This window comes from Comamonas testosteroni, from assembly GCF_014076415.1.
In the GTDB taxonomy this organism is placed as follows: domain Bacteria; phylum Pseudomonadota; class Gammaproteobacteria; order Burkholderiales; family Burkholderiaceae_C; genus Comamonas; species Comamonas testosteroni_F.
This window is the reverse complement of record NZ_CP043568.1, coordinates 4,633,687-4,659,143: the sequence shown is the minus strand read 5'-3', so window position 1 is coordinate 4,659,143 and position 25,457 is coordinate 4,633,687. Positions and strand designations below refer to the sequence as shown.

Here is a 25,457-nt window from a genome sequence, read left to right as displayed (position 1 = left end):
GCAATCAATCCTTGCAAGGGAAACGCTCGGCCCAGTGACGAGCCAAATCAATACGGCGGCACACCCACACGTTGTCGTGCTTCTGGATGTGGTCGAGGAAGCGCTGCAGCGCTGTAATTCGGCCGGGACGGCCCAGCAGTCGGCAGTGCATGCCGATGCTCATCATCTTGGGGGCGTTGTCGCCGCTGGCATTGCCCTCGGCGTACAGGACATCGAATGTGTCCTTCATGTACTGGAAGAACGGATCGGCATGCGAGTAGCCCTGGGGCAGGGCAAAGCGCATATCGTTGACGTCCAGCGTGTAGGGCACGATGAGCTGCTTGTGCGTCGTGCCGTCGCTCTTGGCGACCTTCATCCAGAAGGGCAGGTCGTCGCCGTAGTAATCGCTGTCGTAGCTGAAGCGGCCGGCATCGGCCACCAGGCGGTGGCTGTTGGGGCTGTCGCGGCCGGTGTACCAGCCCAGGCCGTGGTCGCCGCCCGTGCCGTACAGCTCTTCAAAGATGTCCACGCATTGCTGCATGTGGGCGCGCTCGATCTCCTCGGGCACGTTCTGGTAGTGAATCCACTTCAGGCCGTGGCAGGCCACTTCGTGACCGAGTTCGTCAAAGGCCTGGGCCAGCTCGCGATGCTTTTGCAGCGCCGTGGCCACGCCGAACACGGTTAGCGGCAGACCGCGCTTCTCGAACTCCTTGAGAATGCGCCAGACGCCGGCGCGCGAGCCGTATTCATAGATGCCGTCCATGCTCATGTGACGGGCCGGGTAGCTGGCGGGATTGAACATCTCCGACAGAAACTGCTCGCTGCCCGGGTCGCCATGCAGGATATGGTTCTCACCGCCTTCTTCGTAGTTCAGCACAAACTGAACGGCCACGCGGGCTTTGCCGGGCCATTCGGGATGGGGCGTGTTGCGGCCGTAGCCAATCAGGTCGCGTGGATAGGAGGCGGTGGAATCGTAAGTCATAGGGATACGGATGAAAGTGCCATCGACAAATCGTTCGTTGGCAAATCGCGGTCGAAGGTCAGGCCTGCTTCCACGTGGTCCAGGTGCAGCTGCATCAGCTGCACCGCATGTTCGGCATCGCCCGCAGCCAGGGCGGTCACGATGTCGGCATGTTCTTCGTGCGAATGCTCGGCCGCCGATGCAGACTGGTACATCAGGGTGATCAATGCGCAGCGGGAAATCAGCTCGCCCAGCAGCTGTGCCAGCACTTCGTTGCCCATGAGTTCGGCCATGCGCACGTGGAAGTCGCCCAGCAGCTCGGTGCGCTGGCCCACGTCATTGGCTTCCATGGCCTTTTTCTCGGCAGCCACATGCTGCTTGAGGGCGCGAATCTTGGCGGCGCTGCTTTGCTTGACAAAGCTGCGCACCATTTCGGCCTCAAGCATGCGGCGCACGGCAAACACCTGGCGTGCCTCGTCCACCGAAGGCGTTGCCACAAAGGCGCCGCGGGCGGGCTCGAGCCGGATGAGACGGTTTTGCGAAAGCTGGAACAGGGCCTGGCGCACCAGGGTGCGGGAAACTCCAAAGTGGTCGGCCAGCTTTTGCTCGGCCAGCTTGGTGCCGGGCATCAGGCGATGCTCGACGATGGCCTTGGTCAGGCTTTCGACAATGAAACTGGTGGTGGAAGTTTCCATAAATCCATCATAGCGGTTGAAGACAAGTTTTGTATACAGTTTCTGTTCACCAAACATGGTGTTTGTATCGATGTTCAGGCGCAGAAAGCTGTGCGCAAGCGCGCAAACCCAATGGGCGCAAGGGCTTGCATCATTGGTGCTGCAAAGATCAGCAGTGTTGTGACTTGGGGCCCTCTGTAAGGCAAAAAAGCCCGAATGCACAATGCGCAGCTATGCAAGCACAGAATACATCCTCGCGCGCGCAGGCCGCGGCAACGCCTGTTCCCCAGCAAGACCCGGCTGGCTTTCTGCGTCATCTGTATGACGTGGCGGTGCGCAATGCCCTGCCCATCGAGGGTCTGGCGCGTCATCTGCCCAAGCCGCCCAAGGGCCGCACGCTGGTGCTGGGCGCCGGCAAGGCCGGCGGCTCCATGGCGCAGGCGCTGGAGGCTCTGTGGCCCCAGGATGCCCCGCTGTCGGGCCTGGTCGTGACCCGCTATGCGCATATTCCCCCACGCCCCGAAGGGCTGGCCCAGCGCCTGGAGGTGGTGGAAGCCGCCCACCCCGTGCCGGACGCGGCCGGTCTGGCTGCAGCCGAGCGCATCCTGGCGCTGACCGAGGGGCTGACGGCCGACGATCTGGTGATCTGCCTGATCTCCGGCGGCGGCTCCTCCCTGCTGACGCTGCCCGCCGAAGGCATTGACCTGGCCGAGAAGCAGCGCATCAACAAGGCGCTGCTGGAGAGCGGCGCGGCGATTGGCGAGATGAACTGCGTGCGCAAGCATCTCTCGCGCATCAAGGGCGGTCGTCTGGCTGCCGCCTGCCATCCCGCCAAGGTGGTGACGCTGACTATCAGCGATGTGCCCGGCGACGATCCTTCGGTGATCGCCAGCGGACCCACGGTGCCGGATGCTTCGACCTGTGCCGACGCACTGGCCATCCTGGACCGCTACCAGATCGGCATTCCCGATTCCGTGCGTGCTGCGCTGCAAGCCGGCGAGCTGGAGACGCCCAAGCCCGGCGATGCCCGCTTTGAAGGCCATGAGGTACATCTGATCGCCACGCCTCAGCAGTCGCTGGAAGCGGCGGCCGCCGCCGCCCGCGCGGCCGGCATTGCCGTGCACGTGCTGTCCGACGAGATGGAGGGCGAATCGCGCGAGGTGGGCAAGGTCCATGCAGCGCTGGCGCGTGCCGTGGCCAGGCATGACCAGCCTTTTGCCAAACCCTGCTTGATTCTCTCGGGTGGCGAAACCACGGTGACTATTCGTCCGCGTCAACCCGGTGCCGCCAAGGGGCGCGGCGGGCGTGCCGGCGAGTTCTGCCTGGGTCTGGCCCAGGCCCTGCAGGGTCAGGAAAAGGTCTGGGCGCTGGCCGCGGACACCGACGGCATCGACGGTGTCGAGGACAACGCGGGAGCCCGTGTCTCGCCCTGCACGCTCAGGCGCGCGGCAGAGCTGAATCTGCGCATCAGCGATCACCTGGATCGCAACGATGCCTATGGCTATTTCTCGGCCCTGGGCGATCTGGTGATCACCGGCCCCACCCACACCAATGTCAACGACTTCCGCGCAATTCTGATTCTTTGAAACCATCAAATTGAATAGCTGCTTGCGCAGGCTATTCAACGGTTTCAAATAGAAAAATATCTGTAGCTGCTGCTCATCAAGCGGTAGCTGCTATTTTTTATATAGCTGCAGTGTAGAACTGGCGCTACCTATCCCAGTGCTCCGAGCAAGAGCCGCCTCGGGCGAAGGAGCAGTCCCCCTCCGTTAGCGCACAGCGCGTACAGAGAGGGGGAAGGCGCGAAGCGCCTCAGGGGGGCTAGCCCCCTCGTGGCAGATCTTCCCACCAGGTATCGTCGAATTTACCCTGAAGGAAGGCGATGAAGGACTGCACCTTCTGCGGCACCAGGCGCGGCGAGGGGTAGACGGCGTGGATTTCCTGCTCGGGCAGGCGGCAGGTCTTGAGCACTTCCACCACACGTCCGTCCTTGAGCGAGTCCTGGGCCACGTAGCGCGGCAGGGCCGCAATGCCCATGTGCGAGCGGGCCGCGGCCAGCAGGGCGGAGAGGTTGTTGGAGCGCAGTCGCCCGGTGACGGGAATCGACACCGGCTCGCCGCTGGCATTGCGCAGGCGCCAGATGTCGTTGCCCTGCACGCTGCTGTAGATCAGCGTGGAATGCTCCTTGAGGTCCGAGGGGCGGCGCGGCGTGCCGTGCTTGCGCAGATAGGTGTTGGACGCCACCAGCACCCACGGATTGACGCCCAGCATGCGCGCGCCCAGCGAGGAGTCGGCCAGCTTGCCCAGGCGCAGCGCCACGTCGATGCCGTTGGCCACCAGATCGGTGTAGCGGTCCTCGAAGCTCAGATCGACCTGCACCTGCGGGTTGTGCTTCATGAAGTCCATGGCCAGCGGAATGAGTACACGGCGCCCGAAGGCCACCGAGCTGCCGATGCGCAGCTGACCCTGAACCTGGGTCTGGCGCACCTTGACCACGTTCTCCGCCTCGGCCACGTCGCTGACGATGATCTTGCACTTTTCGTAGTACAGCGCGCCGGCTTCGGTCAGGCTCACGCCGCGCGTGTTGCGGTTGAGCAGGCGCACCTTGAGGCGGGCCTCCATGGCAGCGACCTGCTTGGTGACGGTGGGTTGGGTGGTGGCGAATTCCTGTGCGACCTTGGTGAAACTGCCGGTCTCCACCACGCGCACAAACATGTGCATCGCGTCGAGTCTGTCCATGGGCTCATCTCCTATTTATTCTTGGATGGAATAAATTTTATGGTCTGCAAGCGGCTTCCGGCAAGCAAGGGTCTTGACTAAAGTTCATTTCAGTTTGAAGGAGACCTCATGGCCAAAATGAAAGCAATCGAAGCCGCAGTCCGCGTGCTCGAAAAAGAAGGTGTTAGCGTTGCATTCGGCGTTCCCGGTGCTGCCATCAATCCGCTGTACGCAGCGCTGAAGGACCATGGTGGCATCGGCCACATTCTGGCCCGTCACGTTGAAGGCGCCAGCCACATGGCTGAAGGCTACACCCGTGCGGTGGCCGGCAATATCGGCGTGTGCATCGGCACCAGCGGCCCCGCCGGCACCGACATGATCACCGGTCTGTACTCGGCCAGCGCCGACTCCATTCCAATCCTGTGCATTACCGGTCAGGCACCTCGCTCGCGTCTGCACAAGGAAGACTTCCAGGCCGTGGACATCGCCTCCATCGCCAAGCCCGTGACCAAGTGGGCCACCACCGTTCTGGAACCAGCCCAGGTGCCACGTGCCTTCCAGCAGGCATTCCACCTGATGCGCTCCGGCCGTCCCGGCCCCGTGCTGATCGATCTGCCCATCGACGTGCAACTGGCCGAGATCGAGTTCGACATCGACACCTACGAGCCCCTGCCTGCCTACAAGCCAGCTGCTTCGCGCAAGCAGGCCGAGAAGGCCATAGAGATGCTCAACGAATCCGAGCGTCCTCTGCTGGTCTCCGGTGGCGGCGTGATCAACGCCGATGCTTCCGAGCTGATGGTCGAGCTGGCCGAGATCCTGAACGTGCCCGTGATCCCCACCCTGATGGGCTGGGGCACCATCCCCGACGATCACCCCCTGATGGTCGGCATGTGCGGTCTGCAGACCAGCCACCGTTACGGCAACGCCAACATGCTGGCTTCGGACTTCGTGTTCGGCATCGGCAACCGCTGGGCCAACCGCCACACCGGCTCGGTCGAGGTCTACACCAAGGGCCGCAAGTTCATCCACGTGGACATCGAGCCCACCCAGATCGGCCGCGTGTTCGCGCCCGACTACGGCATCGTCTCCGACGCCAAGGCGGCTCTGGAGCAATTCGTTGCCGTCGCCAAGGAGTGGAAGGCTGCCGGCAAGCTCAAGTGCCGCAAGTCCTGGGTGGCAGAGTGCCAGGGTCGCAAGAACAGCGTCGAGTACCTGCGCAAGACGAACTTCGACAACGTGCCGATGAAGCCCCAGCGCGTCTACCAGTGCATGAACCGCACCCTGGACCGCGACACCACCTATGTGTCCACCATCGGTCTGTCGCAGATCGCCGGTGCCCAGTTCCTGCACGTGTACAAGCCTCGCAACTGGATCAACTGCGGCCAGGCCGGTCCTCTGGGCTGGACCACTCCCGCCGCCCTGGGCGTGCGCGTGGCAGATCCCCAGCGCAAGATCGTGGCACTGTCCGGCGACTACGACTTCCAGTTCATGATCGAAGAGCTGGCCGTGGGCGCGCAGTTCAAGCTGCCCTATGTTCACGTGCTGGTGAACAACAGCTATCTGGGTCTGATCCGTCAGGCACAGCGAGCTTTCTCGATCGACTATTGCGTGCAATTGGCGTTCGACAATATCAACATGGATGAGGGTGATGCGACCCGCGGCTACGGCGTTGACCATGTTAAGGTCGTTGAAGGTCTGGGTTGCAAGGCAATTCGCGTTCATCGCGCCGAAGACTTTGCCCCCGCCATGCAGCAGGCCGAAGCCTGGATGGCCGAGCACAAGACCCCTGTGGTGATCGAGTGCATCCTGGAGCGTGTGACCAACATCTCCATGGGCGCCGAAATCGACAACGTGGTCGAGTTCGAAGACCTGGCGACCGAAAAGGCCGACGCGCCCAGCGCACTGGCCCTGCTGGACTGATAGGAAAACTCCCCCTGAGCGGCTGTGCCTAGGCGGCCCCGCCGCTTCCCCCTCTCTTGGCGGGAGGGGGATGACGCCTTCGCTGCGGGGCGGCGCGGCCGGCTCAGGCCCTTGCTGGGCGTCCGCCAGCCCCACTATTAACGATTACCGGAGACTTTTATCATGCCCCGTTTTGCAGCCAACCTGAGCATGTTGTTCACCGAGGTACCTTTCCTCGAGCGTTTTGAGCGTGCCGCAAACGCAGGCTTTGAAGCCGTGGAGTTTCTCTTCCCCTACGCTCATACCGTGGAAGAGATCAAGGAGCGCCTGGACGCCACCGGCCTGAAGATTGTTCTGCACAACCTGCCTGCCGGCGACTGGGACGCGGGCGAGCGCGGCATTGCCTGCGACCCCAAGCGCGTGGACGAGTTCCGCGCCGGCGTGGCCAAGGCCGTGACCTATGCCCACGCCCTGGGTGTGCCCCAGCTCAACTGCCTGGCCGGCAAGGTTCCTGCCGGTGTTGACGCTGCCGTGGTGCGCCGCACCTTCGTGGAAAACCTGCGTTTTGCTGCCGCCGCCCTGAGCGCCGCCAACATCCGCCTGCTCATCGAGCCCATCAACCCCTTCGACATCCCCGGCTTCTACCTGAACCGCACGGATGAAGCGCTGTCCATCCTGGACGAAGTGGGTGCGTCCAACGCCTTTGTGCAGTACGACATCTACCACGCCCAGCGCGTGGAGGGCGAACTGGCTGCCACCATGCAAAAGCAGCTGGGCCGCATCGGTCACATCCAGCTGGCTGACAACCCCGGTCGCAACGAACCCGGCACCGGCGAGATCAACTACCCCTTCCTGTTCGCACACCTGGATCGCATCGGCTACGACGGCTGGATCGGCTGCGAATACAAGCCCGCCAACGGCACCGAGTCCGGCCTGGGCTGGCTGCAGAAGATCGGCGGCTGGAGCAAGGTCGCCGTGGCTGCCTGAACGGATGAAATGGCCTGTGGCGCCCGCTCGCAAAGCGCCATCGGCCATCGAATTTGAGTAGGACTTACGCAAACAAGAATGCAACAACGGCCTGTCTCCTGAGACAGTCGTCTTGCCTGAACCCGCTTTGCGTAAGTCGTGTTGAGTATCAAGAAAACTGAGGAGTACAACCATGAACGCATCGTCTCTCAAGCTGGGCTTTATCGGTCTGGGCATCATGGGCGCGCCCATGTGCGGCCACCTGATTGCGGCCGGCCACCAGCTGTTCGTCAACACCGTGGGCAAGGTGCCTGCCAACATCGCCGAAACCAGCGCCACCCAGTGCACCACCGCTCGCGGTGTGGCCGAGCGCGCCGACATCATCTTCATCATGGTGCCCGATACTCCCGACGTGGAGAAGGTGCTGTTCGGTGAAGACGGCGTGGCAGCCGGCCTGAAGGGCAGCTCCGGCAAGATCGTGGTCGACATGTCCTCCATCTCGCCCATGGCCACCAAGGACTTTGCCAAGCGCATCGAAGCCGCTGGCGCCCAGTACCTGGACGCTCCCGTCTCCGGCGGTGAAGTCGGTGCCAAGAACGGTACCCTGTCCATCATGGTCGGCGGCCCCGATGCCGCTTTCGAGCGCGTCAAGCCCCTGTTCGACAAGATGGGCAAGAACATCACCCTGGTGGGCGGCAACGGCGACGGCCAGACAGCCAAGGTGGCCAACCAGATCATCGTGGCACTGAATATCGAAGCCGTGGCCGAAGCCCTGCTGTTCGCATCGCGCGCCGGTGCAGATCCTGCCCGCGTGCGTGAAGCCCTGCTGGGCGGCTTTGCCTCTTCCAAGATCCTGGAAGTGCATGCCGAACGCATGATCAAGCGTACCTTCGATCCCGGCTTCCGCATTGCCCTGCACCAGAAGGACCTGAACCTGGCCCTGTCCAGCGCACGTCAGTTGGGCGTGTCCCTGCCCAACACGGCTCAGGCACAGGAACTGTTCAACAGCTGCGTGGCCCACGGAGGCGCAGCCTGGGATCATTCGGGCATGGTGCGTGCCCTGGAAATCCAGGCCAACTTCGAAATCGGTCAGAAGGCTGAATAAAGAGAGGTGGGGAGGGCGGCCACTGGCCAAGCGTACGGCCAGCAGCCGCCTCAAGTGAAAGCCGCGCTCGGGGGAGCGCGGCTTTTTTTGTTCAGCGTCAGTACCCCATGGTCTTTCCGTCAGGGTTGCGCGGGTCCGAGGCACCGCGCAGCAGGCCGTCACGGATCTCGATGGTCTGCGTGCGGCCCATGGATGCCTTCAGTGCCACCTTGTGGCCCCATTGCCTGAGCAGGGCCAGCGTATCGGGGCTGAAGCCTTTTTCGACGCGCAGCTCGTCAGGCGTCCACTGGTGGTGAAAGCGCGGGGTGGCTGCCGCTTCTGCCGGGTTCATGCCGAAGTCGATGTGATTGACGACTTGCTGCAGCACCGTGGTGATGATGCGCGCTCCGCCCGGGCTGCCGGTGACCAGAACCGGCTTGCCGTCCTTGAGCACCAGGGTTGGCGTCATGGAGGACAGCGGCCGCTTGCCAGCCTGCACGGCATTCGCATCGCCGCCCACCAGGCCATAGGCATTGGCCACACCGGGCTTGGCCGAGAAATCGTCCATCTCGTTGTTGAGCAAGATCCCCGTGCCCTTGGCGACGATGCCGCTGCCGAAATTGGTGTTCAGCGTGTAGGTCACTGCCACCGCATTGCCGGCTTTGTCCACCACGGAGTAATGGGTGGTCTGGTCGCTTTCATAAGGTTGGGGCCTGCCGGGCCGGATGTCCTTGCCGGATCTGGCCTGCTGGGGCCTGATGCTTGCAGCCAGTTCGCTCGCATAGCTCTTGGAGATCAGTCCCTTGAGCGGAATCTTCACGAAGTCCGGGTCGCCCAGGTACTCCGAGCGATCGGCATAGGCGAGCTTCATGGCCTCGGTCATGTAGTGCACGCTTTGCGCACTGTCGGCACCCCATTGATTCATGGGCCAGCGCTCCATCATGTTCAGGATCTGAATCAGGTGCGCGCCGCCCGAAGAGGGCGGGGGCATGGTCACGATCTGGTAGCCGCGATAGCTGCCGCGAACGGGTTCGCGTTCGGCCACCTTGTAGTCGCGCAGGTCCTGCAGGGTGATGGCATTGGCATGCGGAGCCATTTCAGCAGCGATCTTCTGCGCGATCGCGCCCTGATAGAAGGCCCTGGCGCCCTGCTGGCTGATCAGGCGCAGGGATTGCGCCAGATCCTTTTGCACCAGCCTCTGGCCGGTTTGCAGCGGCGCGCCGCTCCTCCAGAAAACGGCCTGGGTGGCCGGCCAGCGGCCCATGTTCTTTTTTTCCTGATCCAGAGTCTTGGCCAGGGTGACGCTGACAGGATAGCCCTTGTCCGCCAGTGCAATCGCCGGAGCCATGACCCTGGCCAGAGGCATGCTGCCCCAGCGCGATAGCGCGTGCGTCATGCCTGCCACGGTGCCGGGCACGCCCACGGCGTAGTGGGTGTAGAGCGATTTGCCGTCGATGACCTTGCCGCCTGCATCCAGATACATATTGCGTGACGCTCCCCTGGGGGCCACTTCGCGGAAGTCCAGTGCAATGTCCTTGCCGCTCTTGGCGTCGTGCACCATCATGAAGCCGCCGCCGCCGATATTGCCGGCATTGGGCAGGGCCACGGCCAGCGCAAAGCCTACGGCCACGGCGGCATCGACGGCATTGCCGCCGGCCTTGAGAATGTCCACGCCGATCTGTGTGGCCAGCTCCTGCTCCGAGGCCACCATGCCGTTCTTGGCGATGACGGGGTGAAAGACATCCAGCTCGAAGTCATATGCGGCAGCGGCTGCCTGGGCGGCGGCGGTCTGGGTGACGGCCGGTGCTGCAGCCTGGGTAGCGGCATCGTTAGGGATGGCCGCGCGTTCGTTGCTGGCGGGCTCTAGCGTGGCCGTGCTGCTGCAGGCGCTCAGGCCGGCCAGAGCGATGAGCAGGCTGGCTGCCAGGGCGGTGTTGCGCAATTGCATGCGTTGTCTCCTGTTCGCTTGATGAATCGGGCCAGTGTATAGAGGCTGATAAAGAAGCCAACCGGACAGAGCTGGCTATGTGCCTGAAAGTCAAGGCAGAAAAGCCTTTGATGGAGTACAAGAACTGTATACACTTTAGCGATCAAAGCGCTGCGCTCACGCGCGGGAAGGCTTTGTGATGGCATAGATGTTTCAGGGCTTGCGCAAACAGGAATGCAACAACGGCCTGCCTTCTGAGGCAGTCGTCCTGCCTGAACCCGTTTTGCGTAAGTCGTGTGTTTGATACAACCAAGGGCAGTGGCAAACTGCCTGTGAGGAGATTTCAATGGGCCTGAGCACCCACGTTCTCGACACCATGAATGGCTGCCCCGCCGCAGGCATGGCCGTCGAGCTGTTTTCCACCGAAGGCGACAAGGCCACGCTGATCAAGAGCCTGGTGCTCAATCATGACGGCCGCACCGATGCGCCACTGTTCGACAACAACACGCTCAAGGTCGGCACTTACCGCCTTACCTTTGATGTTGCGGCCTACTTCAAGGCCCGTGGCGTGCAACTGCCCGAGCCCAGCTTTCTGAACAAGGTGAGCCTGGACTTCGGCGTGGCCAATGTGGAGCAGCACTACCATGTGCCTCTGCTGGTCAGCCCCTGGAGCTACTCCACCTATCGCGGCTCCTGACCGGGTCGCAGGTCTCTCGACCAGGGAGACATGGCAAAAACAAGAGCGGCTTGCGTACTTTATTTCGAGGTTTCAGCATGAAAAGGCATTGAAACCAAGATATGACAGGCGCAAGCCGCTCCTGTTTTTGTGGACTTATTTGCCCTTGGAATAGGCCATGGCCACGACCAGGGCGCTCACGAAATAAAAGGCCTGCAGCTCCAGCGCCCAGCCGCCGGTGTTGTTGAGCATCAGAATCTGCCGGGTGTGCATCAGCGCAAATGCCACCACCATATTCACCGCAATCACCAGTGCGGCCGGTACCACCCACAGGCCCACCAGCAACAGCAAGGGCGCGATCACTTCGCCCAGATAGACCGCATAGGCGAGAAACCCCGGTGCACCCAGACTCTCGATCTTCGCCTCGATGCTGCCTATGCCATAACGAATCTTGGCCCAGCCGTGCAGCAGCATGAGCAGGGCCAGGGTGACACGCAGCACAACCAGAGCTGCCTTGGGGTGGTGAAAGTAATTCCAGAACTTCATGAATTTCCAGTCGTCCGCGCGATGCTTATATCAACAATGCTAGCGCCTGTTTCAGACAATTCGTCTGATTGCCCATGGATGAGGCCAAGTGTTGTCTTGTGTTCATGTTGTAGGTATTTTTCGACAACTGCGCTTGCCTTCTGTAGGCCAATGGCGCAAGCTGTAACCGCTGAGTTTTATCGGCAACGCTGCGCACTAGCATCGTGCCAACCCTGTTTCTGACAGCTTTGCATCGGGGGGATGTGCAAAAGCGACTCAATGTCGGACTGCAGGACCTTCTACCTCTGAAATGTGTCTACACATTCATCCCATGAAAGGATATAGGTATGCGTCAAATTTCTCTGCGTTCTGTTGCGATGGCTGCAGCACTGGCTGCCGGTGCCATGGCCATGACGGCCTGCACCACGACCAAGCCTGATACGGCATCGGCTCCCCGTGCCGATTCCACAACGGTCAATACCCGTGCCAATGCAGCTCTGGAGCGCCTGTACCAGACCGCACCAGGATCCAAAGAGATGGTGCAACGCGCCAAGGGGGTGCTGATCTTCCCGTCGGTGATTGGCGGCAGCTTTGTGGTCGGGGTGGAGCATGGTCGCGGCGTGCTGCGCGTGGGCGGTCACAACCGTGGTTTCTACAGCACGACAGCGGCCTCTATCGGATGGCAAGCCGGTGGTCAGTCCAAGGCTGTGATCTATGTGTTCAACACACAGGAAGCACTGGACAAGTTCCTCAAGAGCGACGGCTGGTCCGTGGGGGCTGATGCCACCGTGGCCGCAGGCAAGATCGGTGCCAACGGCAGCGTGGACACCACGACCGCCCAGGCTCCGGTCACCAGCTATGTGCTGACCAACGCGGGTCTGGAAGCGGGCGTATCGCTGCAGGGCACCAAGATCACCAAAGTGGTCGAATAAGCCTCGCCTGTCTTTTCGCAACAAAAAAACCGGCCTTGGCCGGTTTTTTTGTTGTCCGATGCAGCTCGCTGCATCGCTGTGATGCGTTTACTGGCCCAACTGACCTTCGGTCAGGGTGTCGAGCTGAAAGCGTCCCGACTTGTCCCACAGCCAGGTGTCGGTATAGGTCACGCTGCGGCCCGCAGCAGGGAAGGGGGCAGCGGAGCGCACGGCTCGCTCGATCTCGGCCACCACTTCGGGGGCATGGCTTGGCTTGCGCATCCAGTGCAGGTTTTTCACGCGGCCCTGGCCGTCAAGCTGAACTTGGAGCACGCCGATCGCATACAGCATGGGCGGCAGCATGCCTTGGTAGATGCGGCCGGAGTTGCGTTCATACAGATGCTGGGCGGCCTGCTTGCGATAGCCGGGGCTGGCCTTGTCGGCAGGCGTCGTGCCGATGGATGGGCTTTGAGGTGCGATCTGACAGGCGGTCAGCACCGCTGCAACGGCAGCCATCATCCCGGTCCGCAGCCAGTTCAGGGGGCTGCGGGCTGGTGTGGCGCGGGTGGGGTCGTGGGTTTCAGACATGCCGCCAAGCGTAGCCGCAAATGGACGGAGGCAGCTGCCTGGGGGCGCAATTCTGACGCCTCCTCGTGAAAAATCTGCAACGACTCGTCAAATCCGGTCCGGATATGCATCCGATTAATGTGCTCATACGCTTGTCTGTCTATTGCGACTCGCAAAATGCATGAACATCGGTCATCAAAGCAATCGGCGTTCGGTCATGTGGAGTGAAACACAGCAAGGAATCTTGAACCGCCTGGTGCAGCAGCCGCTGTGCTTGGTGCAGGTACAGGCCACTCGTGGCTCCGTGCCCCGTGAGGAGGGGGCCTGGATGGCAGTGTTCGCCGACGATGTGATGGGGACGATCGGCGGTGGTCATCTGGAGTGGCAGGCCATTGCCCAGGCGCGCCAGTTGCTGGCGCAGTGGGACGCAGACCCTGCAGCGCTGCGCGAGCATATCCAGCGGTATGCGCTTGGCCCCAGTCTGGGTCAATGCTGCGGCGGTGCGCTGGAGCTGCACTTTGCATGGTTTGATGCCCGTGATGCCCAACGTCTGCGGGCCCTGATGCCCGAGCCGTCGCAATATGTGGCCTTGTTCGGCGCGGGCCATGTGGGGCATGCGCTGGTGCGCATTTTGCGCAGCTTGCCGTACCGCGTGATCTGGGTGGACAGCCGTGATGCAGTCTTTCCCGTGGAGGAGCAGATAGGGGTGCAGTGCGAGCATTCCGATCCGGTGCAGGCTGCGGTGGCACAGCTGCCGCCGCAGTCGCAGGTGCTCATCATGAGCTTCAGCCATGCCGAAGACCTGGAGGTGGTTGCGCAATGCCTGCTGCGCCAGCGCGAGCGAGGAGATCTGCCTTTTGTGGGGCTGATTGGCAGCAAGACCAAATGGGCCAGCTTCAGCAGCCGCTTGCGCAGTCGAGGGTTCAGCGATGCAGAGTTGGCTCACATCATCTGCCCGATCGGCGTGCCGGGCATTACCGGCAAGGAGCCCGAGGTGATCGCTGTGGCGGTGGCTGCACAGCTTCTGCAGCGCTTGCCTGCGAGCTGATGGTGCAAGGAATGTCCTGATCTGGTGCATGTTGCCGCAAACATGCTGTTACCTGCCCTAAAAATCAGGCCCGATCCTTGCATATCGCTCTTGTATTAGGGAAATCTCTAGGATGGTTTATCCCTGATTCGAGAGTTGTGGCAGCAAAAATTGCATACACTTTCGGTCGACAGAATGGTCGCAGCGGTGCCCCGTGTGTAACGTCCGGGAGCGCGGCCTTTTCTTCTGCTCAGAGCGCCCGCAGTGGTGAGCAGGTTGTTCGGCAGCCCCACGCTGCCAAGGTTGAGAGCTATGGAAAGCTACATTCTCGACTGGGCCGGCCTGCTGTTGCGGTGGCTCCACGTCATTACCGCGATCGCCTGGGTCGGTTCCTCCTTCTACTTTGTGTTCCTGGACAGCAGCTTGACGCCGCCCGTGGATGACGACCTGAAGAAACAGGGCGTTAACGGCGAACTCTGGGCTGTGCACGGTGGCGGTTTCTATCACCCCGTCAAGTTCAATGTGTCTCCTCCCAAGATGCCGGATCACCTGCACTGGTTCTACTGGGAAAGCTACACCACGTGGCTGTCCGGTTTTGCCCTGCTGACGGTCTCCTACCTCTGGAACGCCAATATCTATCTGGTCACTCCCGGCGACCCCAATGCCATGAGCACCGGCGCCGCTGTGGCTTCGGCTCTGGGCTTCCTGGTGGTTTTCTGGCTGCTGTATGACTTCATCTGCCGCACCTTCGGCCAGAAGAAGAATGGCGACGCCACCGTCGGTGCCATGGTTCTGGTTCTGGTGTGTATCGCAGCCTACCTGGCTTGCCACATTTTTCCCGGCCAGGCCGCCTTCCTGCTGATGGGCGCGATGATCGCGACATCCATGAGCGCCAACGTGTTCTTCTGGATCATTCCTGGCCAGCGCAAGGTGGTGGCTTCGCTCAAGGCTGGTGAGCCTGTGGACCCACGTCACGGTCAACGTGCCAAGCAGCGCAGCGTGCACAACACCTATTTCACGCTGCCCGTGCTGTTCGCCATGCTGTCCAATCACTATGGCTGGTTGTACAGCCACAAGCTGAACTGGCTGGTGCTGATCGGCATGATGTTTGCCGGTGCTGCCATTCGCCAGTTCTTCGTGATGCGCCACGGCTACAAGCTGGGTCGCAACATCCACCCCTGGCCTTACGCTGCTGTCGGCGTAGCTGCTCTGCTGGCTGTGTTTGTCTGGCTCAAGCCTGCTCCTGTGGCTGCAACTGCTCCGGTGGCGGCTGCTCCTGCGGCACCCGCAGCTGGGCAGGCTGCAACTCCCGCGGCCCCTGCAGCTGAAGTCGCAACTCCTGCAGCCGAAGCCGCGTCACCTGCTGCTGCACCCGCAGCCGCTGGCGGAGAAGGCTTTGCCAAGGTCAATGCCGTTTTCCAGCAGCACTGCGTGGTGTGTCACGGCACGGCCATCCAGCAAAAGGCGGTTCGTCTGGACTCCCCCGAAGCGGTGAAGTCGCACGCCCAGCAGATCTACCAGCAGGTGGTGCAGCTGAAGAAGATGCCTTTTGGCAATCCTGGCGCACTGTCCGAGGACGAGCGCAACCTGATCAAGACCTGGTATGAGTCCGGCGCTGCCGTGAACTGATCATCAGCTGTTCGGGGTAATTGAAGTCGTAGGCAGCGATCTGGTATCCATGCGGCTTTTTGTGGAGCCAGGTTGCGTCGGCAAAGACTAGGCTCCTTCTCCTCGTAAAAAGCGCTCCTTGCGAGCGCTTTTTTATTGAAATTCAACACTCAAGTCTCGGTGACGCAGTGTCGAGCGAGACAACTGCAGCAAATGAAAGTGCGAAGTCAGCCTCGGGCTGAGGACTCAATCTATCCCTGCTAAGCGGCTTTCAAGCGTGATCGATAACATGCCGGCGTTTCACCGAAGGTCCGGCGAAACAGGCTGATGTAAGCACTGATACTCGCATAGCCGAGATCCAGTGCAATGGCTGTAATGCTTATGCCTTCGGCAAGCATCTCAAGTGATCGCAATAGTCGTGCACGCTGGCGCCAGGCAGTGAAGTTAAAGCCTGTCTCGCTGACAAACCTGCGACTGAGAGTGCGCGAGCTGATGGCCCCGAAACTTGCCCAGTCATCGATATTGCGCTCGTCGGCCGGATTGGCTATCAACGCTCTGGCGATACGCTGCAGACGAGCATCTGCTGGTATAGGCAGGCCAAACTCCTCAATCGGCAGGCTTCTGATCTCGTCCAGAACCACAGCGCATATATGTGCTTGTGCTTGACTCGATAGATCGGAGGCTTGCGGCATGGAGCTGGCAATACGCAGCACCGCTTCGCGCAGCAGGCCCGATACCCTGATGATGCAGGGTTGTGCCGGCAGGTTGGCGCATGCGGCTTCTGTCACATAGGCACTCCAGCCATGGTAGGGGCCGAAAGAGCGCCCCGCGTGAGCATGATGGGGAGGAAGCCAAACGGCATGTATGGCCGGCACCACCCAGAAACCGCCATCGACCTGCACGGAGATCAAGCCTTTGATTGAGCCAAACAATTGACCGCGTGCATGCTGATGCATCTCGGAAGACAGTTCGCTTTCCAGCATCCGAGTGTCTGCTACAACGCTGGGCCCATCAGGGGAGTCCATATAGGAGCCCAACAGATGCATGAGATCGGACATGGCGGATTTGAGTTATCTAATGGCCGATAAATTCTACAGCCGCCATATCACCCAGGCCTACGCTTGCAACTTTCCTCAAACACAGGAGTTTCACGTGCCTTCATCAAAAGACTCGGCGGATCAAGGATTGCAGAAGAGCAGTCGGTCAGATATGGTTGATCTGAATCGGCTATACGCGCGCCCAACGGAGCGAATTCAAAACGCGGTTCTCGATCATTTGATGGATTTCCACAAGGAATATTTGGCAAAAGCTACGTTTTTCTGTCTTGCCACGGGAGATGGGAATGGCTTGGATGCATCGCCACGCGGAGGTCCTCCCGGTTTCGTGCGGGTACTGGATGCACGCACCTTGGCTTTTGCGGACTGGCCCGGCAACAATCGCATTGCCTCCTTGCGCAATCTTCAGAATGACGACCGGTTGGCGATGCTGTTTCTCTTCCCAGGTCTGGAAACCTTTTTGCGAATCAATGGACGTGGTCGAGTTTCATCAGACGGTGACTTGATGCAAGAGTTGCGAGAAGGGATCAAGCTGCCAAAAACTGCAATAGTGATTCGGATCGATGAAGTGTTGTTCCACTGTGGACGAGCCATCAATCGCGCCCGGTTGTGGTGTGGCGAAAGTCATCTGGACCCAAATCATCTACCTACGGTCGGAGAGGTGATGGCTGGCTTGGCCCAATTGCAGGGTGACGCTCAGCTCACATCAGAACAGGTCGTTCACGCAAATGAGCGCTACTCAAGAGCCGTAAGAACTGAGCTTTATTGAGCGGTCACAGCTTCGCTCTATCTCTGTCCGTCTCTGCCGCTTGCCCTCCGGTCTCGCAGGACTCGAATTTCTTGTTTATGCGGGCGCCGATCTGGGGTCTGGCCTGTTTTCGAGTAACCCCAGGGCCCCTGCTATCAAGGCATGGGTTCCCTCCAGCAATTCTGCCTCCATTTCTGCCTCTTGCAGTTGCCAGTCCGCTTCGTCAAGCGGCTCCAGACGGGCTGCGGAATACACCGTGTCGGCGGCAGAGATGCAAAAGAAGGTCACGGTGGAGAGCAGCCAGCGTGATTGTTCCTTGGTGATGCCGTAGGCCTGTGCAATATGGGCCTGATGGGCGCTGATCTTCTCCAGCATGGCCGGTGTGGCCGCCAGGCGGCGAATCACGAAGGGAGTGACGCCGGGGTGCGCTTTTACGAACTGTCGTGTGGACGCAGTGAACCCCATGAGGTATTCCTCCAGCCCGATCTGCTGAGGGCTTGTTGCCTGCGGCAACTCCCAGCGCTTGAAGATTTCTTCTGCAATCAGGTGCTTGAGTGCTTCCAGGCTTGGCACATGCTTGTAGAGCGCCATGTGGCTGACGCCCAGTGCAGCGGCAACGCCGACAAACGTAATGCCAGGAAGGCCGATGGAAATTCCGGCGTCTGCAATCTTCTCTCTGGTGATGGAGCGTGGTCTCCCACGAGTCGAGGGCTTGGATGTGTGGGGCATACGCTTGTTCTCAGTCTCTGGGCGAGATTGTCGGTGATTCACATCACTTGTCGTAGACCTATTGCTTGAATCGTTTTGAATTAGTTTATCATCATGCAACTAATTCGCATCTAGCTTCTCATTCGCATTTTTGTGAGAGATAGCTTTCTTCCATATCGAATGTCTACCTCTGAATCGCTTGCAGTTGCTGCCAGACCCGCGCAGCCGATCGCTCGGATATTCGCGCCTGTTCGCGGGCGCTTGATGCTCGCTGGTCTGAGCGCTGCGGTTGGCACCATGTTCACGCTGGTGCCACTGGCGGTCATCGCGCATATCGTCAAGCAAGCCTTGCTTGATGACTTGGGTGGCATATGGGTCAGCATCGCTGTCGGAGTGCTGTGCATGTTCGTGGGCATGGGTTTGGTGATCGTCGCCGAGCTGATCGCGCATCTGGCAGACAACCGTCTCACTTACGATCTGCGCATTGCTGTAATCAAGCGGCTATCGCAAGTGCCTCTGGGCTGGTTCACAGCCCGCGCCTCGGGGGAGGTCAAGCAGGCACTGCAGGACGATATCGCGACGCTGCACAGCCTGACCGCGCATTTCTATACCGCCGTGGGGCGTGCGGCCGGGGCGATTGTGATTGCAGTGATTTATCTGTTTGTGCTGGATTGGCGCATGGCGATCTTTGCGCTGCTGCCATTTCCCGGATTCTTCGTTTTTCTCAAGCGCGCAATGAAAGCCAGCAATGCTCACATGCAGGAGTTCGTTGCACGGCTTGGGCGGATCAACAGCGCTACGGTGGAGTTCGCGGGCGGGATTCCGGTCATCAAGGCTTTTGGTGGTGCGAGTCCGGTCCACGCCGGTTACAGAGATGCCGTGGATGGATTTGCCAGTGCCTTTACGGATTTCACTCGCCCACTGGTGATCTCCATGGCCCGTGCGCATGCATTGATTGCGCCTGTGACCGTTCTCGGTGTGGTGCTGGCTTCTGGCGCTGCGTTTGTCGCCATGGGCTGGATGCAGCCTCTTGATGTATTGCCGTTCGCACTTGTCGCGCCCGGTATTTGTGCACCTCTTTTGCTGTTGCATACCTTGCTGCATGACCTGCAGGGTGCAACCGGTGCGGCCCAGCGCGTGCTGGCATTGCTGGACACTCCTGTGCTGCCGCAACCGGCGCCGGGGCAGCCATCGCATCCTGAAGGCAATGCCGTGCGTTTCGAGCAAGTGGGTTATGCGTATGCGGCAGAGCATCGGGTGCTGTCCGGGATCAGCTTCGACATGCAGCCCGGCACCGTCACGGCCGTGGTCGGCCCTTCGGGTTCCGGAAAATCCACGCTGGCACGTTTGCTGCTGCGGTTTTTCGATCCCGCACAAGGGCGCATCACTCTGGGTGGAGTCGATTTGCGGCAGATCACCAGCACCGCCCTGTATCAACGCATTGGCTTTGTGCTGCAGGAAGTGCAGCTGATTCACGCCAGTGTGCGCGAGAACATTGCGCTGGCCCGTCCATCGGCCACTATTGAGGAAATCGAGGCCGCAGCCCGCGCAGCCCACATCCACGATCGCATTCTGGCGCTGCCGCGTGGCTACGACTCCGTGGTGGGCGAAGATGCGCAGCTCTCCGGTGGTGAACGCCAGCGCCTGAGCATTGCCCGGGCAGTGCTGCTGAATCCGCCCATTCTCGTGCTGGATGAAGCTACCGCATCTGCAGACGTGGAAAGCGAAGCCTTCATTCAGGACGCACTTTCGCGCTTTGCACGCGGGCGCACCTTGCTGGTGATTGCACACAGGCTCGACACCATCGTGCATGCGGATCGCATTCTGGTGCTGCGCGATGGAGAGATCGTGGAGCAGGGCAGACATGCGCAACTGCTGGCTGAGGACGGCCTCTATGCGCGGCTGTGGCAGCTTGGTGCTTATGCCGGCCCGATGCCAAAGGGTGAGCTGCCATGCTGAAGACCTTTTTGAAGTTGCTGGGTGATGATGCACGCCTGCTGCGCCGCTACGCATGGATGGCTGTTGCCTACGGTGTGCTGTGCGGTCTGACGATGGCGGCGCTGCAGCCGTTGCTGACGCATTGGTTGCAAGGTGACTGGCGTGCAGCCATGGGCTGGCTATGCGCGCTGCTGGTGGGGGTGCTGCTGTCATGGATTGCCAGACGCGTAGTGGAGCAGGCGGGCATCCGTGTCGGCGTGGCGGTTCTGCAAAGCGGACGCCATCGCCTGGGCCTCCATATGGCGAGCCTGCCCATAGGCTGGTATACGCCGAAAAATACCGCGCGCATCGGCCATGTGGTGACGCAGGGGATGATGGGCATTGCGCAATTGCCAGCGCATGTTTTCACTCCACTCATCAGTGGTGCGGCCACGGCTTTGATCGTGTTGATTGCACTTCTGGTTGTGAGTCCGGTCCTGGGGCTGACCGCGCTGTTTGCGCTGCCATTGCTTGCAGGATCGTTCGCATTGACATCGTCCATGTCGGCACGCGCCAATACAGCTTTCCAGCGTGACTTTGCCCAAGCCAGTCAGCGTGTGGTGGAGTTCGCACAGGCCCAATCCGTGCTGCGCGCGTTCAGCGGCGATGGCCGCAGCGCGCGCTTTCTGGAGCAGGCCATCACCGAGCAACGTCAATCCGGACTGCGGCTGGTGGTGTTGTCATCGCTGTCCTCCGTATTCTGTGTATGGACCGTGCAGCTGATCTTTGCCGTGCTGCTGGTGGTCGCGATATCCGGTTTGAACGCAGCATCCGGTGGCTCCTTGTCCACAGCGGGAATCATTGCCTTGACGGTTGCGTTATTGCTTGTGGTGCGTTTTATCGAGCCCTTGCAGGAAATTGCCGGCTATGCAGAAGTGCTTAGGAGTGCAGGTTCGCAGCTGCAAGCAGTGCAGGAGCTATTTGCCGTGCAGCCGTTGCCGCAAGCGAAGCAGGCAGCTCTTGTCGGCGATTCTTCCGTGGAGTTGCGTGATGTGCGGTTTCGATATCCCGGGTCTGCAGATGAAGTGCTGCACGGTGTGAGCTTGCATGTGCCGCCGCGCAGCATGACGGCGCTGATAGGAGCATCTGGTTCCGGCAAGTCCACGGTGATGCGGTTGATTGCCCGCTTCTTCGATACCACGCAGGGCGAGGTCTTGATCGCAGGCGTGGATGTCCGTGACATTGGTGATGCGCAACTGGCCGGGCAAATCAGTCAGATCTTTCAGGAAAGCTATCTGCTTTGCGGCAGCATTGCCGACAACATCCGCATTGGCAAATCGGACGCCAGCGATACGCAAGTTCTGCAAGCTGCGCAGCAGGCCGGACTTGATGAAGTCATTGCGCGATTGCCGGACGGGGTGCTGACGATGGTGGGCGAAAACGGAGCACGTCTTTCCGGAGGCGAACGCCAGCGCATAGCGATTGCCCGGGCCTTGATCAAGGAGTCCCCCATCCTGCTGGTGGACGAAGCCACTGCTGCGCTGGACGCAGAAAACCAGTCCATCATCGCTCAAACACTTGCACGGCTGAAGGGGCAGCGCACGCTCATCGTGATCGCACACCAGCTCTCCACCATTGCCATGGCCGATCAGATTGTGGTGCTGGAAGGTGGCGGCGTTGTAGAGAGCGGAGCACCTGCGCAGCTAAAGGAAAGGCAGGGGCGCTATGCCCAGTTTCTTGCACGAAGCCGCGCTGCCAAAGGCTGGCGCATGGACGCAGTGCAGATGTCCGGGGATGCCGTGTGATGCGCAAGCGTTGGTTGCTGGTGTTCGCTGTGCTGTGCGTGCTGTCCGTTCTGCTGGGCGCGCGGCAGATGGTGTGGTCGGATCTGCTTTCATTCTCCGGTGATGCCTGGCTCACCCTGACTGCAAGCCGCTTGCCGCGTTTGGCGGCGCTGGTGCTTACGGGGACGGGTCTGTCGGTGTGCGGCGTGATCCTGCAGCACATCGTGCGCAACAAGTTTGTGGAGCCGGGCACCACAGGGGGGCTGGATGCGGCCAAGCTCGGTATCTTGGTGGCGCTGACCGTGATGCCTGCTGCGGGCACCATGAGCCGGATGCTGTTTGCGCTGGTGTTCTGCCTGATGGCAAGCCTGCTGTTCATCGCCGTGATCCGGCGCATCCAGTTTCGCAATCTGGTGCTGGTGCCCGTGGTCGGTCTGATGTACGGCAGCGTGCTCACCTCCATTGCCGAGTTCTATGCATACAGCCACAACATCCTGCAAAGCATGCAGGGCTGGTTGCTGGGCGACTTTTCCCGCGTGGTGCAAGGCCATTACGAGATCCTCTACATCATTTTGCCGGTGGTGATGCTGGCCTATCTATATGCGCACCGCTTCACTGTGCTGGGCATGGGTGAAGACATGGCCACGAGTCTGGGCCTGGGTTATGCAGCCACGGCCATCGTCGGTTTGGTGCTGGTGGCCTTGACGGTTTCTGCCACGGTGATTGCCGTGGGGGCGATTCCTTTTGTGGGCCTTGTTGTGCCCCAGCTGGTTGCCATGCGCTGTGGTGAGAACTTGCGACGCACATTGCCACTGGTGGCTTTGGGAGGTGCATCCCTGCTGCTGGCCTGCGACATCGCGGGCCGCTTGGTGATGTACCCGTTCGAGGTGCCCATCGGCCTTACTGCCGGTGCAGTGGGCGGTGTGATGTTCCTGGCGCTGATTGTGCGGGGTCTTCGCTGATGCGCATATCGTCGACCAAGACCTGCTGGCTCGCAGCGCTGTCGATTGCGCTCCTGGCGCTTGCTTTTGTGCTGCTGGGCTCCGGACTGGATATGGATTATGTGATCCCCAAGCGCCTTGTACGCCTTGCGTCGATTGTCATTGGCGGCATCTGCGTGGCTGTGTCGGCCATAGTGTTTCAGGCGCTGGTGAACAACCGCATTCTGACGCCCTCCATCATGGGTTACGAGGCCGTGTATCTGCTGTGGCAAGCCATGCTGCTGTTGCTGCTGGGTACACATGGCTTGAGCATGCCTGGCGTACACGGGAATTTCCTCGTCTCCGTGCTGTTGATGCTGACCTACTCCTGGGCACTTCAATGGTGGCTGTTGCGCCGCGGACGCAATGATGTCTATGTGCTGCTGCTGCTCGGTCTGGTGCTGACCATGGTGATCGGTACGTTCACCCAGTTTGTGCAGTTGCGCATCAGCCCCGGTGAGTTTGCAGTGTTTCAGGGCGTGAGCTACACATCCTTCAATCGTGCCAAGCCAGAGACTTTGCTCTATGCCGCCATTGCAGTGGCGGTCGCCTGCGTCGTGGTCCGCAAGACGTTGCCGGTGCTGGATGTGCTGGCCCTGGGGCGTGAGCAGGCCATTTCTCTGGGCGTGCCGCATGGCAGGTATTTGCAGCTCTACCTGGCGTTGATCGCCATTTTGGTGGCGTTGTCCACCAGCCTTGTTGGGCCCACGGCCTTCATGGGCATCTTTGTGGCCAACATCGTCTATGCCCTGGTGCCGCATGCACGCCACCGCGTCACGCTGCCGCTGGGGTGTGCGGTTGCCATTGCCATTTTTCTTGTCGCTCAACTGCTGGTGGAGCATGTTTTCAACTACAAGACCACCGTCAGCATTCTGGTGAATCTGGTGTGCGGTGTGTATTTCCTGGCACTGATTGTGCGCAAGCGGGGTGCAGCATGATAGGTGTCAACCATCTTTGCAAACAATATGGCGGCAGGGCGGTGTTGTCAGACGTGAGCGTGGAGTTTCCTGCTCAGCGCGTCACATCGCTGATCGGACCCAATGGTGCGGGGAAGTCCACGCTGCTCATGCTGATGGCGCGCTTGCTGGAGCCCAGCAGCGGTGAGATTCAGTGGCAGGCCCGTGAGGTCAGCCGAATTCCCGTTGCCGAATACGCACGGCATGTTGCCACGCTGCGTCAGGCCCCCGGCTTCAATATGCGCCTGACTGTGGAAGAGCTGGTCGCTTTTGGGCGTTTCCCGCATAGCCGTGGCGCGCTGACTGTTCAGGATCGCCGAGCCATGGATGAGGCAATCGCCTTTCTGTCTTTGGAGCCGCTGCGTCACGCTTTCATCGATGAGATCAGTGGCGGCCAGCGGCAGATGGCATTTCTCGCAATGACGATTGCGCAGCAGACAGATGTGCTGCTGCTTGACGAGCCACTCAACAACCTCGACATGAGGCATGCCGTACAGATCATGCGCGCGCTGCGTCGTCTCTGCGACGAACAGGGCCGCACCGTGATTCTGGTGATTCACGACATCAACTTTGCGGTCAATTACTCGGACCACATAGTCGCGCTCAAGAACGGAGCACTGCGCTTTTGCGGCCCCGCTCGGGACGTGGTGACCGAGACCCGCATGGCCGATCTGTACGAGCTGGATTTCGAGATCACGCGCAATCAGCGTGGCTGTTTCTGCAATTACTTCACATCCAGGGAGGATCACCCATGAATTCGTTGCGCAGGCAACTCCTGCTCTCTGCTTGCGGCATGGCGGCTTTGTCCTCCGCGCCCCGCATGGCTCACGCCTATGAACCTATTTCCATCCACCACAAGCTGGGTACCACGCTTATCAAGCGTCTGCCGCAGCGTGTGGCGGCACTGGAGATGAACGAGGTGGACTTCCTCGATCAGCTTGGCGTGCCCGTTGCGGGAATGGTGAAGGACTACGTTCCCCATTTCCTTGCCAAATACAAGGGCGACGCCAAGGTGCAGGATCTCGGCGCCATCGTACAGCCCAATCTGGAGCGTGTGCACGCGCTGCGGCCGGATCTCATCCTGATGACATCGCTGCAGGCCGGCAAATACGAGGAACTGGCTGAAATTGCTCCTGCCTTGTACTACGAGGTGGACTTCAAGAACAGCGAGAAGGGACATATCGAAGTCGTCAAGAATCATCTGCTGACCCTGGGCCGAATATTCAAAAGGGAAGGGCTTGCCAGCGCCAAGGCTGCCGAGCTGGATGCACAGGTTCAGCAGGTGCGGCGCATCACGCAAGGTCGACCAGAGCGGGCCATGATCGTGTTGCACAACAACGGAGCGTTCAGCTCCTTCGGTCTGCAATCGCGTTACGGCTTTGTGTTCAGCGCGCTGGGTGTGAAGCCCGCAAGCTCTGCGCTGGAAACCAGTCTGCATGGGCAACCCATCTCCAGCGAATTCATCCAGCAGGCGGATCCGGAGATCCTGTATGTGGTGGATCGCACCGCGGTGATGGAGCGCCGCCCCGTCATCAATGCCGATGGCATTGCCAATCCCTTGCTGCGCCAGACCAAGGCCTGGAAGAACGGGCGCGTGGTGTTTGTCGATGCAGATGCCTGGTACACCACGGGCGCCAGCCCAAGCTCACTGAAGCTGTTGTTTAGCGATGTGCTCAAGGGCTATTCGCGCTGATTGCTTCTCTCTTTGTCGTAGCCAGGTTCATACCCAGCCAGCAGTTCTATTCAGCATGCGGCGCACAAACGCCATGCATATATCGACAGGAATC

At 60.5% G+C, this 25,457-nt stretch carries 23 protein-coding genes; 15 read left to right on the top strand and 8 right to left on the bottom strand.

The window, feature by feature from the left end; all coding sequences use genetic code 11:
• Positions 1–4: 4 nt before the first annotated feature.
• Together puuE and F0P97_RS21445 are read right to left on the bottom strand one after the other, a co-directional pair.
• Positions 5–961 carry an allantoinase PuuE gene (puuE, locus tag F0P97_RS21450; RefSeq protein WP_182284063.1) on the bottom strand — a complete coding sequence of 319 codons (957 nt, stop codon included), beginning with the start codon at positions 959–961 and terminating at the stop codon, positions 5–7.
• Positions 958–1,635 carry a GntR family transcriptional regulator gene (locus tag F0P97_RS21445; protein WP_019043607.1) on the bottom strand — a complete coding sequence of 226 codons (678 nt, stop codon included), beginning with the start codon at positions 1,633–1,635 and terminating at the stop codon, positions 958–960. Before F0P97_RS21445 ends, puuE begins: the two co-directional genes overlap by 4 nt.
• A 212-nt stretch (positions 1,636–1,847) precedes the next feature.
• Between F0P97_RS21445 and F0P97_RS21440 the strand changes: the two genes are divergently transcribed.
• On the top strand, positions 1,848–3,200 hold the full coding sequence (locus tag F0P97_RS21440; protein WP_182284061.1) for a glycerate kinase type-2 family protein: 1,353 nt from the start codon (positions 1,848–1,850) through the stop codon (positions 3,198–3,200).
• A 235-nt stretch (positions 3,201–3,435) separates the two neighbouring features.
• Here the strand turns inward: F0P97_RS21440 and F0P97_RS21435 are convergent, their stop codons facing one another.
• Positions 3,436–4,353 (bottom strand): LysR family transcriptional regulator, encoded by a 918-nt coding sequence (locus F0P97_RS21435; protein WP_034353716.1) that lies wholly within the window; start codon positions 4,351–4,353, stop codon positions 3,436–3,438.
• A 108-nt stretch (positions 4,354–4,461) separates the two neighbouring features.
• Between F0P97_RS21435 and gcl the strand changes: the two genes are divergently transcribed.
• From gcl to glxR, 3 genes are all read left to right on the top strand, one after another.
• Positions 4,462–6,252, top strand: a complete 1,791-nt coding sequence (gcl, locus tag F0P97_RS21430; RefSeq protein ID WP_182284059.1) for a glyoxylate carboligase — start codon at positions 4,462–4,464, stop codon at positions 6,250–6,252.
• Positions 6,253–6,414: 162 nt separating this feature from the next.
• Positions 6,415–7,218, top strand: a complete 804-nt coding sequence (gene hyi / locus F0P97_RS21425) for a hydroxypyruvate isomerase (protein WP_182284057.1) — start codon at positions 6,415–6,417, stop codon at positions 7,216–7,218.
• A 172-nt stretch (positions 7,219–7,390) separates the two neighbouring features.
• A complete protein-coding gene (gene glxR, locus F0P97_RS21420; RefSeq protein WP_182284056.1) occupies positions 7,391–8,302 on the top strand; it encodes a 2-hydroxy-3-oxopropionate reductase in 912 nt (303 codons plus the stop codon).
• A gap of 97 nt (positions 8,303–8,399) precedes the next feature.
• On the opposite strand, the gene ggt is transcribed toward glxR, so the two are convergent.
• On the bottom strand, positions 8,400–10,229 hold the full coding sequence (gene ggt, locus F0P97_RS21415) for a gamma-glutamyltransferase (RefSeq protein ID WP_182284055.1): 1,830 nt from the start codon (positions 10,227–10,229) through the stop codon (positions 8,400–8,402).
• A 325-nt stretch (positions 10,230–10,554) separates the two neighbouring features.
• Here ggt and uraH point away from each other — a divergent pair, with 325 nt between their 5' ends.
• Complete coding sequence (gene uraH, locus F0P97_RS21410; protein ID WP_003070903.1) at positions 10,555–10,905, top strand: hydroxyisourate hydrolase; 351 nt, start codon at positions 10,555–10,557, stop codon at positions 10,903–10,905.
• 135 nt (positions 10,906–11,040) lie between these two features.
• Here uraH and F0P97_RS21405 read toward each other — a convergent pair whose 3' ends face one another.
• Positions 11,041–11,430 (bottom strand): DoxX family protein, encoded by a 390-nt coding sequence (locus F0P97_RS21405; RefSeq protein WP_182284054.1) that lies wholly within the window; start codon positions 11,428–11,430, stop codon positions 11,041–11,043.
• 326 nt (positions 11,431–11,756) lie between these two features.
• Here F0P97_RS21405 and F0P97_RS21400 point away from each other — a divergent pair, with 326 nt between their 5' ends.
• A complete protein-coding gene (locus tag F0P97_RS21400) occupies positions 11,757–12,341 on the top strand; it encodes a YSC84-related protein (protein ID WP_182284053.1) in 585 nt (194 codons plus the stop codon).
• Between the two features lie 87 nt (positions 12,342–12,428).
• Here F0P97_RS21400 and F0P97_RS21395 read toward each other — a convergent pair whose 3' ends face one another.
• Positions 12,429–12,839, bottom strand: a complete 411-nt coding sequence (locus tag F0P97_RS21395) for a hypothetical protein (protein WP_003073284.1) — start codon at positions 12,837–12,839, stop codon at positions 12,429–12,431.
• A gap of 265 nt (positions 12,840–13,104) precedes the next feature.
• On the opposite strand from F0P97_RS21395, the gene xdhC reads away from it, so the two are divergent.
• Together xdhC and F0P97_RS21385 are read left to right on the top strand one after the other, a co-directional pair.
• Positions 13,105–13,935: a xanthine dehydrogenase accessory protein XdhC gene (gene xdhC, locus F0P97_RS21390; RefSeq protein WP_182287277.1), complete on the top strand. Its 831-nt coding sequence runs from the start codon at positions 13,105–13,107 to the stop codon at positions 13,933–13,935.
• 291 nt (positions 13,936–14,226) lie between these two features.
• On the top strand, positions 14,227–15,543 hold the full coding sequence (locus tag F0P97_RS21385) for a urate hydroxylase PuuD (RefSeq protein WP_182284052.1): 1,317 nt from the start codon (positions 14,227–14,229) through the stop codon (positions 15,541–15,543).
• 239 nt (positions 15,544–15,782) lie between these two features.
• Here F0P97_RS21385 and F0P97_RS21380 read toward each other — a convergent pair whose 3' ends face one another.
• A complete protein-coding gene (locus F0P97_RS21380; RefSeq protein WP_182284051.1) occupies positions 15,783–16,580 on the bottom strand; it encodes an AraC family transcriptional regulator in 798 nt (265 codons plus the stop codon).
• On the opposite strand from F0P97_RS21380, the gene F0P97_RS21375 reads away from it, so the two are divergent.
• Positions 16,579–17,346, top strand: coding sequence for an MSMEG_1061 family FMN-dependent PPOX-type flavoprotein (locus tag F0P97_RS21375; protein ID WP_182284050.1), 768 nt, complete (start codon positions 16,579–16,581; stop codon positions 17,344–17,346). The genes F0P97_RS21380 and F0P97_RS21375 overlap by 2 nt on opposite strands.
• Positions 17,347–17,421: 75 nt before the next feature.
• On the opposite strand, the gene F0P97_RS21370 is transcribed toward F0P97_RS21375, so the two are convergent.
• Positions 17,422–18,054 (bottom strand): TetR/AcrR family transcriptional regulator, encoded by a 633-nt coding sequence (locus F0P97_RS21370; protein WP_182284048.1) that lies wholly within the window; start codon positions 18,052–18,054, stop codon positions 17,422–17,424.
• A 243-nt stretch (positions 18,055–18,297) separates the two neighbouring features.
• On the opposite strand from F0P97_RS21370, the gene F0P97_RS21365 reads away from it, so the two are divergent.
• Genes F0P97_RS21365 through F0P97_RS21340 form a run of 6 tightly spaced genes read left to right on the top strand, consistent with a single transcriptional unit; the run spans position 18,298 to position 25,363 of the window.
• On the top strand, positions 18,298–19,992 hold the full coding sequence (locus F0P97_RS21365; protein WP_198424702.1) for an ABC transporter ATP-binding protein: 1,695 nt from the start codon (positions 18,298–18,300) through the stop codon (positions 19,990–19,992).
• Positions 19,986–21,755: an ABC transporter ATP-binding protein gene (locus F0P97_RS21360; protein ID WP_182284044.1), complete on the top strand. Its 1,770-nt coding sequence runs from the start codon at positions 19,986–19,988 to the stop codon at positions 21,753–21,755. The genes F0P97_RS21365 and F0P97_RS21360 overlap by 7 nt, the downstream gene beginning before the upstream one ends.
• Positions 21,755–22,696 (top strand): ABC transporter permease, encoded by a 942-nt coding sequence (locus tag F0P97_RS21355; protein ID WP_182284042.1) that lies wholly within the window; start codon positions 21,755–21,757, stop codon positions 22,694–22,696. The genes F0P97_RS21360 and F0P97_RS21355 overlap by 1 nt, the downstream gene beginning before the upstream one ends.
• Positions 22,696–23,652 (top strand): iron chelate uptake ABC transporter family permease subunit, encoded by a 957-nt coding sequence (locus tag F0P97_RS21350; RefSeq protein WP_182284040.1) that lies wholly within the window; start codon positions 22,696–22,698, stop codon positions 23,650–23,652. The genes F0P97_RS21355 and F0P97_RS21350 overlap by 1 nt, the downstream gene beginning before the upstream one ends.
• Positions 23,649–24,425 carry an ABC transporter ATP-binding protein gene (locus tag F0P97_RS21345; RefSeq protein ID WP_182284038.1) on the top strand — a complete coding sequence of 259 codons (777 nt, stop codon included), beginning with the start codon at positions 23,649–23,651 and terminating at the stop codon, positions 24,423–24,425. The genes F0P97_RS21350 and F0P97_RS21345 overlap by 4 nt, the downstream gene beginning before the upstream one ends.
• Positions 24,422–25,363 (top strand): siderophore ABC transporter substrate-binding protein, encoded by a 942-nt coding sequence (locus F0P97_RS21340; RefSeq protein ID WP_182284036.1) that lies wholly within the window; start codon positions 24,422–24,424, stop codon positions 25,361–25,363. Before F0P97_RS21345 ends, F0P97_RS21340 begins: the two co-directional genes overlap by 4 nt.
• Positions 25,364–25,457: the final 94 nt, after the last annotated feature.